This is a genomic window from Streptomyces californicus (assembly GCF_000717645.1).
Classification (GTDB): Bacteria; Actinomycetota; Actinomycetes; order Streptomycetales; family Streptomycetaceae; genus Streptomyces; species Streptomyces californicus.
Genome location: NZ_JNZZ01000010.1, coordinates 186,099 through 193,311, shown reverse-complemented (window position 1 = coordinate 193,311; position 7,213 = coordinate 186,099). Strand labels below are relative to the sequence as shown.

Sequence of the window (7,213 nt, the reverse complement as noted above, 5' to 3'; positions counted from 1 at the left end):
ACGGTCCAGCGTCAGGTCATCGGCGAAACGCCGGTCACCGGTCGCGTCGGGCACGTACTTCACACAGACAACGATCCTCAAGCTCACGCCGGCTCTCCTACTGCATCGTCTTTTCCGGGCTGCCTTGTTGCACGCAGCATAGGCGCCTTGTCGGGCCGGATCCGGTCACGAGGACCGAGGTTCCGAAGCCGATATTACTCGCCAGTACATCCAGTGTCGTACCCGTGGGCAAGCGGTGTGCACTGTGACCTTGCCGACGCGGCGGACCTGTGCGTGCGTGCCCTCAGTCTCGCAGAGCGGTGAAGCGTCCCTGGTGATGGACGAGCGGGCGTCCGGGCCCGGAATGCGAGCCGGCCACGGCCTCGGCGATGACGATGCGGTGGTCCCCGGCCGGGACACGGCTCACCACGCGGCAGACCAGCCAGGCCGACACGTGGGCGAGCAGCGGAACGCCTTCGGGCCCGCTGCTCCACTCGGTCGACGGGCCGAAGCGGTCGGCCCCGCTGCGGGCGAAGGTGGCGGCCAGATCCTCCTGGTGCTCGCCGAGTATGTGGACGCCGACGTGGTCGGCCTCGGACAGCACGGGCCAGCTGGAGGACGACGTACCGACGCCGAAGGAGATCAGCGGAGGCTCGGCGGCGACGGAGGTCAGCGAGGTCGCGGTGAAGCCGACCGGGCGGTCCCCGGCCGCGGTGATCACGGCCACGCCGGCGGCGTGGCGGCGGAAGACGGAGCGGAGGAGTTCGGGGCTCGCGGCCGTCACGGCGGGGGCGAGGTCCGGCGTTGCCGTCATGGAGGTGTCCTTCTACGAGAGTGGCGTACGGGTCCGTGGGTGCTCAGGCACCCGGACAGCGCGCACTCGCACAGCGGGCGAGGTCCACGTGGGCCCGGCCGTGGAGAAGGAGTTCTGGCGGCATAACGTCAGACTGACGATGCGTGGAGGGCCCCGTCAAGGGCGTCCCGGAATGTGGGAGATGCGTCACGGTCCGTCATATGGCGTGCCCCAGCGCCGCGACGACGTCGACGGTTCGCGGTTGACCGGACGCCCGGCGGACCACCTCTCCCCCGGCGTCGAGCACCAGGACCGTCGGCGTGCCGGTGATGTCGAGCCGCCGCACCAGGTCGAGGTGGGATTCGGCGTCGATCTCGACGTGGGCGACCCCGTCGACCATCCCGGCCACCTCGTCGAGCGTGCGGCGGGTGGCCCGGCACGGCTGGCAGAAGGCGCTGGAGAACTGGACCAACGTCGCGCGTTCCCCCAGTTCCGCGCCGAGTTGGGCTGCGTCGAGCCGCTGCGGCTGTGTCCGGCCGTCCACCTGGTGCCTCCTGATCAGAGCTCTTCTCCACAGCTCAGCACCGACGGCCGCCCGGGCATTCCCGCAGCTCCCGGCGGGCGCCCACGTGACAAGAATCTCGTGTCCCGGGCCCACCGGGGCTGGCCAGGGGCTCGCGCATGGGGCACGATCGCCACAATGCCGAAAACCTACGGCTGCGTAACTTCCGCCGGGAGAACCCTCCCGCGCCACTGAACGAAGGGCCTTCCCCCGATGGCAGAACTCGTCTATCGACCGGTCATCGGCGCCGCTCGCACCATGTTCAAGGCGCTCGACCTGAAGATCGACACTCAGGGTTCGGAGCACATCCCGAAGACCGGTGGTGCGGTGCTGGTCAGCAATCACATCAGCTATCTCGACTTCATCTTCACCGGGCTCGGCGCCCTCCCGCAGAAGCGGCTCGTCCGGTTCATGGCGAAGGAGTCGGTGTTCCGGCACAAGGTCTCCGGTCCGCTCATGCGGGGCATGAAGCACATCCCGGTGGACCGCAAGCAGGGCGAGGAGGCGTACGCGCACGCGCTCCGGTCGCTGCGCTCCGGCGAGATCGTCGGCGTCTTCCCGGAGGCCACCATCTCGCAGTCCTTCACGCTGAAGAGCTTCAAGTCGGGCGCCGCGCGCCTGGCCCAGGAGGCGGGGGTCCCGCTGATCCCGATGGCGCTCTGGGGCACGCAGCGGATCTGGACGAAGGGCCGGCCGCGCAATTTCAAGCGCAGCCACATCCCGGTCACGATCCGCGTCGGCGAGCCCGTGGAGGCGCCCGCCGACCAGTACGCGGGTGCGATCACCCGGCGGCTGCGGGAGCGGGTGCAGGAGCTGCTGGAGGCGGCGCAGCGGGCCTACCCCGTACGCCCCAAGGACGCGAGTGACACGTGGTGGGTGCCGGCTCACCTCGGCGGGACGGCTCCGACCCCCGCCGAGGCCCGCGAGCTCGGCTGACACCGCCCCCGGCGGGACGGACCCCGCCTCAGCGCGGGGCGTGGACGGTGATCCGCGCTCCGGGGCTCAGTCGTCGCAGATGACCGGCGAGTTCGGCGCCCGCGGCGTCGAGTTCGCCGTGCGTCATGGGCGCGAGGCCCTCCAGGAGGAAGAGGGCGCTGACGGACTCCTCGGTGAGCCGGGTGCGTACGCCCTGGCGCCAGTTCCAGCGGCGGCAGGTGACGCCCTCGTCGTCGCACCAGACGACCTCACCGGGCTCGGGGTGCTCCACCGTCTCCTCGCCGCCCGCGACGGTGGGGAACGGCTCGTCGCCCGTCGCGCGGATCAGCCGCATGCCGCCCTTGATGTGGTCGGTGTCCTCGCCGCCGACCGGGACGAGGTGGGCGACGCTGATCGCGTTGTAGGCGTCGACCAGCAGGTTGATGCGGGGCAGACCGCCGTCGGCGAGGGCACGGCGGGCGAGCGCCTCGGCCGAGTTGCGGGTGCGGGAGGGCTTGGCCCCGAAGGCGGTGTAGGCCGCGCGCCAGGCGGCCATGTGCGGGTCCTCGTGCGGCGCCCTGCCGTCGAGGCGGTCGGCGAGGCGGCGGGCGGCGTCGTCCAGGAGGGCGGAGCTACGTGCGTCGCTGGGGCCGTTGCGGAGCCCGTGCGCCTCGACGGCGAGGTGGGCGAAGCCGGGTGCGATGGTGCGCACCTCGTCGGACACGGTGAGCGTGAGGGTCATCGTCTGCCTTACTGCGTTGCCGCGTGGGGCCGGGCCGGCTCTGCGGCTCCACGCTTCGGTACGGGGCGGTCGGCGGGTTCCGGAGGCGTACGGGTGCACCGGATCCGTGGGCTCAGAGTCCCGCGGGGAGGTTCCGCCAGAGCTCCGAGCGGTCCCGGGCGTTCTTCATCGCATGGAGGAGCACCTCGGGTGGTGCAGCATAGACTACCGAATAGTCGACTTCATTGAACTCTGTGCGCACGATCCACGCCAGCCGCTCCTCCTCGACCGAGAACTGCGCGTCGACGCCCGGCTTGTTGCCGCGCGGGTCCACCCGGGCCCAGCGCCGGGCCCCGGGCAACCGCAGCGCCACCAGACCGTGGAGCATCGGTTTCGCGCCGCGGGCGAGCCGCTGGTAGCAGAGGCCGGCCGGAATGCCGCGGGCGCGCAGCAGCGCCGCGAGGGCGATGGATTTCGCGTGGCAGATGCCGGTACGGGCGGCGAGCACGTCCGAGGCGCGCCAGGTGACGCGCTCGTCCCCGGTGTCGGCGGAGTGCGCGATGGTGTCGCGGACGAAGTCGAAGGCCGCGTGCGCGTATGCGTATGCGCTGTCCGCCGTGAGCGCGAGTCGGGCAGCCGCCTCCTCGACGTGCGGGTGGCCGTGGTCGATGGCCTCGTCGGCGGCCAAATACGCCTCGATGTCCGGGGATTGCTGCGTGAGCTCCATGACGGCAGAGCCTACGAAGCGGCCGACCAGATATCTATCGATTTCCGGTCGGCCGCATAGTCATGCGATCGATGCGTTACCGTGCCATCTCTTCCTTGAGCGCCTGGAGGAAGGCGTCGACATCGTCCTCACGGGTGTCGAAGGCACACATCCAGCGGACGTCACCGGCCGTCTCGTCCCAGAAGTAGAAGCGGAACCGCTGCTGGAGCCGCTCGCTGACCGCGTGCGGCAGCCGGGCGAAGACGGCGTTCGCCTGGACCGGGTGGAGGATCTCCACCCCGTCGACCGCCCGGACCCCCTCGGCGAGCCGCTGCGCCATGGCGTTGGCGTGCCGGGCGTTGCGCAGCCACAGGTCCTTGGCCAGCAGCGCCTCCAGCTGCACGGAGACGAAGCGCATCTTGGAGGCGAGCTGCATGGACAGCTTGCGCAGGTGCTTCATCGCCCGGACCGCGTCCGGGTTCAGCACGACGACGGCCTCGCCGAACAGCGCGCCGTTCTTCGTACCGCCGAAGGACAGCACGTCCACGCCGACCGCGTTGGTGAACGTCCTCATCGGCACGTCCAGGGAGGCTGCCGCGTTGGCTATCCGGGCCCCGTCGAGGTGCACCTTCATGCCGCGCTCGTGGGCGTGGTCGCAGATGGCGCGGATCTCGTCGGGGGTGTAGACGGTGCCCAGCTCGGTGTTCTGGGTGATCGAGACGACCTGGGGCATGGCCCGGTGCTCGTCGTCCCAGCCGTACGCCTGCCGGTCGATCAGCTCGGGGGTGAGCTTGCCGTCCGGGGTGGGCACGGTGAGCAGCTTGAGGCCGCCCATCCGCTCGGGTGCGCCGCCCTCGTCCACGTTGATGTGCGCGGACTCGGCGCAGATGACCGCGCCCCAGCGGTCGGTGAGCGCCTGGAGGGCGACCACGTTGGCGCCGGTGCCGTTGAAGACCGGGAACGCCTCGGCGGTGGGGCCGAAGTGGCTGTGCATGACCCGCTGGAGGTGGTCGGTGTATTCGTCCTCGCCGTAGGCGACCTGATGGCCGCCGTTGGCGAGGGCGAGGGCCGCGAGGACTTCCGGGTGCGCGCCCGCGTAGTTGTCGCTGGCGAAGCCGCGTACCTGCGGATCGTGGTGACGTCGTGCGTCGGTCCTCACGGTTGCGGGGTCAGCCACAGGCGCCTTCCGTTCACTTCGGGGGCGGGCCGGTCCCAGACGCCGGCGATGGCCTCGGCCAGCTCCGTGACGTCGGTGAAGCCCGCGAACTTCGCATTCGGGCGCTCGGCGCGCATGGCGTCGTTCACCAGTGCCTTGACCACCAGGATGGCAGAGGCGGTACGCGGGCCGGCCTCGCCCCCCGCCTTGCGGAAGGCGTCGCCCAGCGCGAGGGTCCACGCCTCGGCGGCGGCCTTGGCAGCGGAGTAGGCGGCGTTGCCCGCGGTGGGCTTGCTGGCGCCGGCGGCGCTGATCAGGAGGAAGCGGCCGCGGTCGCTGCGCTCCAGGGCCTCCTGGAAGGCCAGGGACGTCGACTGGACGGTGCGGATGAGCAGCTTCTCCAGGGCGTCCCAGTCGGAGAGCGCGGTCTCCTGGAAGGTCGGGCTGCCGCGCCAGCCGCCGACGAGGTGGACCAGGCCGTCGACGCGGCCGAACTCCGCCTCGGTGCGCTTGGCCCAGTCCCGGGTGGCGTCGAGGTCGAGCAGGTCGACGGTCTCGCCGGTCACGGTGGCGCCGCCGTGGGCGTACCGGGCGGCGTCCACCGCCTCGGCGAGGCGTTCGGGGTGGGCGTCGCAGCCGACGACCGTCGCGCCCGCCTCGGCGAGCCTCAGCAGCGTCGCGCGCCCGGCGGGGCCGGCCGCTCCGGCGACCGCGACGACCGCCCCTTCGAGCGCGCCGGTCCCCTCGCCCGTGCCGTTTCCGTTCATGGCCACCGCCTCCTCCGGAGAATGGTTCACGCGGCTGCCCGCTCGTCGTTCGCCGCGGTGATTCCCTTGGCAGAGGCAATCACGTGCTTCAGCTTCTTGGCGAGCGCCTCATAGAACATGCTCAGGGGAAACTCGTCCGGAAGCACGTCGTCGACGAGCTTGCGAGGAGGAAGTGTGAGGTCGAGGGCGTCGGGGCCCTTGGCCCAGCGCGATCCGGGATGCGGCGCGAGGTAGGTGGAGACCAGGTCGTAGGCGGCGAACCAGTGGACCAGCTTGGGGCGGTCGATGCCGTCGCGGTAGAGCTGCTCGATCTCGCCGCAGAGCTGGTTGGTGATCTCCGGGGCGCGGTCCCAGTCGATCTTGAGGGTGTTGTCGGTCCAGCGGACGACGTCGTGCTTGTGGAGGTAGGCGAAGAGGAGCTGGCCGCCGAGGCCGTCGTAGTTGCGGACGCGCTCGCCGGAGACGGGGAAGCGGAACATCCGGTCGAAGAGCACCGCGTACTGCACGTCACGGCCGTGGGCGTTGCCCTCGGACTCCAGTTTCACGGCCTCCTTGAAGGCGGTGAGGTCGCAGCGCAGCTCCTCCAGGCCGTACATCCAGAACGGCTGGCGCTGCTTGATCATGAACGGGTCGAACGGCAGGTCACCGTGGCTGTGGGTGCGGTCGTGGACCATGTCCCACAGGACGAACGCCTGCTCGCAGCGCTGCTGGTCGCCGATCATCGCGCGGATGTCGTCGGGCAGCTCCAGGCCGAGCAGGTCGACGGACGCCTCGGTGACGCGGCGGAATCGGGCGGCCTCGCGGTCGCAGAAGATGCCGCCCCAGCTGAAGCGCTCGGGGGCCTCGCGCACGGCGATGGTCTCCGGGAAGAGCACCGCGGAATGGGTGTCGTAGCCGGAGGTGAAGTCCTCGAAGGTGATGCCGCAGAAGAGCGGGTTGTCGTAGCGGGTGGCCTCCAGCTCGGCGAGCCATTCGGGCCAGACCATCTTGAGGACGACCGCTTCGAGATTGCGGTCGGGGTTGCCGTTCTGCGTGTACATCGCGAAGACGACGAGGTGCTGGAGCCCGTCGGCCCGGTTCCGCGCGGGCTGGAAGGCGAGCAGCGAGTCCAGGAAGTCCGGGACGCGGAAACCGTCGGCGGCCCAGCGGCGCAGGTCGGTGACGAGCGCGCGGTGGTAGGCGGCGTCGTGCGGGAGGAGCGGGGACAGCTCCTCGACGGCGCCGATCACCCGGTCGAGGACCTTCTCGACGGCGGCCGGCGAGGGGGCGCCCTCGGCCTCGAAGTCGATGGACCCGTCCTCGGACTGCCAGGGGCGGATCTCCTCGACGGCATCCTTGAGCACGGGCCAGGCCGGGTGCTCGACCACCCGCTGGGCCGTAGCTATCGCGCCTTCGGTGGCGTCGTGCACAAGAATTTCCGTCATAACACTTCCTCCACGGGAGAACCTCGCGTGAATTCACCGTAGCCTCGCAGACCGCCCTCCGACAAGTGCGCCCCTGAAAATTATCCTGCGCACCCCCCATGGTCACCGCTGTTTTTCCTGTCGCGTCCGGGGTAGGCGCTTGGTTCCAGCAGGAGCGCCGGAGCCGGGCGGTTCGCCGCGCACGGTGTCC

Annotated in this window: 8 protein-coding genes and 1 pseudogene; 1 reads left to right on the top strand and 8 read right to left on the bottom strand. The window is 70.7% G+C overall.

From position 1 onward, the window contains the following. From IF19_RS1000000137025 to IF19_RS0115750, 3 genes and pseudogenes are all read right to left on the bottom strand, one after another. Positions 1-87: pseudogene (locus tag IF19_RS1000000137025) on the bottom strand (electron transfer flavoprotein subunit beta); the annotation flags it as partial. 196 nt (positions 88-283) lie between these two features. After that, on the bottom strand, positions 284-793 hold the full coding sequence (locus IF19_RS0115755; protein WP_030112450.1) for a flavin reductase family protein: 510 nt from the start codon (positions 791-793) through the stop codon (positions 284-286). 196 nt (positions 794-989) lie between these two features. Beyond that, positions 990-1,316, bottom strand: a complete 327-nt coding sequence (locus IF19_RS0115750) for a thioredoxin family protein (protein WP_030112449.1) — start codon at positions 1,314-1,316, stop codon at positions 990-992. A gap of 231 nt (positions 1,317-1,547) precedes the next feature. Here IF19_RS0115750 and IF19_RS0115745 point away from each other — a divergent pair, with 231 nt between their 5' ends. Next, complete coding sequence (locus tag IF19_RS0115745) at positions 1,548-2,270, top strand: lysophospholipid acyltransferase family protein (protein WP_030112448.1); 723 nt, start codon at positions 1,548-1,550, stop codon at positions 2,268-2,270. 28 nt (positions 2,271-2,298) lie between these two features. On the opposite strand, the gene IF19_RS0115740 is transcribed toward IF19_RS0115745, so the two are convergent. The 5 genes from IF19_RS0115740 to IF19_RS0115720 all read right to left on the bottom strand — a co-directional run bounded on the left by IF19_RS0115740 (position 2,299) and on the right by IF19_RS0115720 (position 7,023). After that, positions 2,299-2,991, bottom strand: a complete 693-nt coding sequence (locus tag IF19_RS0115740) for a B3/B4 domain-containing protein (protein WP_030112447.1) — start codon at positions 2,989-2,991, stop codon at positions 2,299-2,301. Positions 2,992-3,103: 112 nt separating this feature from the next. Further along, a complete protein-coding gene (locus IF19_RS0115735) occupies positions 3,104-3,697 on the bottom strand; it encodes a transglutaminase-like domain-containing protein (RefSeq protein WP_030112446.1) in 594 nt (197 codons plus the stop codon). A 76-nt stretch (positions 3,698-3,773) separates the two neighbouring features. After that, on the bottom strand, positions 3,774-4,835 hold the full coding sequence (locus IF19_RS0115730; RefSeq protein WP_030736706.1) for a threonine aldolase family protein: 1,062 nt from the start codon (positions 4,833-4,835) through the stop codon (positions 3,774-3,776). Then, positions 4,832-5,599, bottom strand: a complete 768-nt coding sequence (locus IF19_RS0115725; RefSeq protein ID WP_030112444.1) for an SDR family NAD(P)-dependent oxidoreductase — start codon at positions 5,597-5,599, stop codon at positions 4,832-4,834. The genes IF19_RS0115730 and IF19_RS0115725 overlap by 4 nt, the downstream gene beginning before the upstream one ends. 26 nt (positions 5,600-5,625) lie before the next feature. Continuing rightward, positions 5,626-7,023, bottom strand: a complete 1,398-nt coding sequence (locus IF19_RS0115720) for a DUF6421 family protein (protein WP_030112443.1) — start codon at positions 7,021-7,023, stop codon at positions 5,626-5,628. Between the last annotated feature and the right edge of the window lie 190 nt (positions 7,024-7,213).

Bases quoted from the DNA above. Each gene is read 5' to 3' on its own strand.
- IF19_RS0115755 (WP_030112450.1), bottom strand. From the start codon at position 793: ATGACGGCAACGCCGGACCTCGCCCCCGCCGTGACGGCCGCGAGCCCC.
- IF19_RS0115745 (WP_030112448.1), top strand. From the start codon at position 1,548: ATGGCAGAACTCGTCTATCGACCGGTCATCGGCGCCGCTCGCACCATG.
- IF19_RS0115740 (WP_030112447.1), bottom strand. From the start codon at position 2,991: ATGACCCTCACGCTCACCGTGTCCGACGAGGTGCGCACCATCGCACCC.
- IF19_RS0115735 (WP_030112446.1), bottom strand. From the start codon at position 3,697: ATGGAGCTCACGCAGCAATCCCCGGACATCGAGGCGTATTTGGCCGCC.
- IF19_RS0115725 (WP_030112444.1), bottom strand. From the start codon at position 5,599: ATGAACGGAAACGGCACGGGCGAGGGGACCGGCGCGCTCGAAGGGGCG.
- IF19_RS0115720 (WP_030112443.1), bottom strand. From the start codon at position 7,023: ATGACGGAAATTCTTGTGCACGACGCCACCGAAGGCGCGATAGCTACG.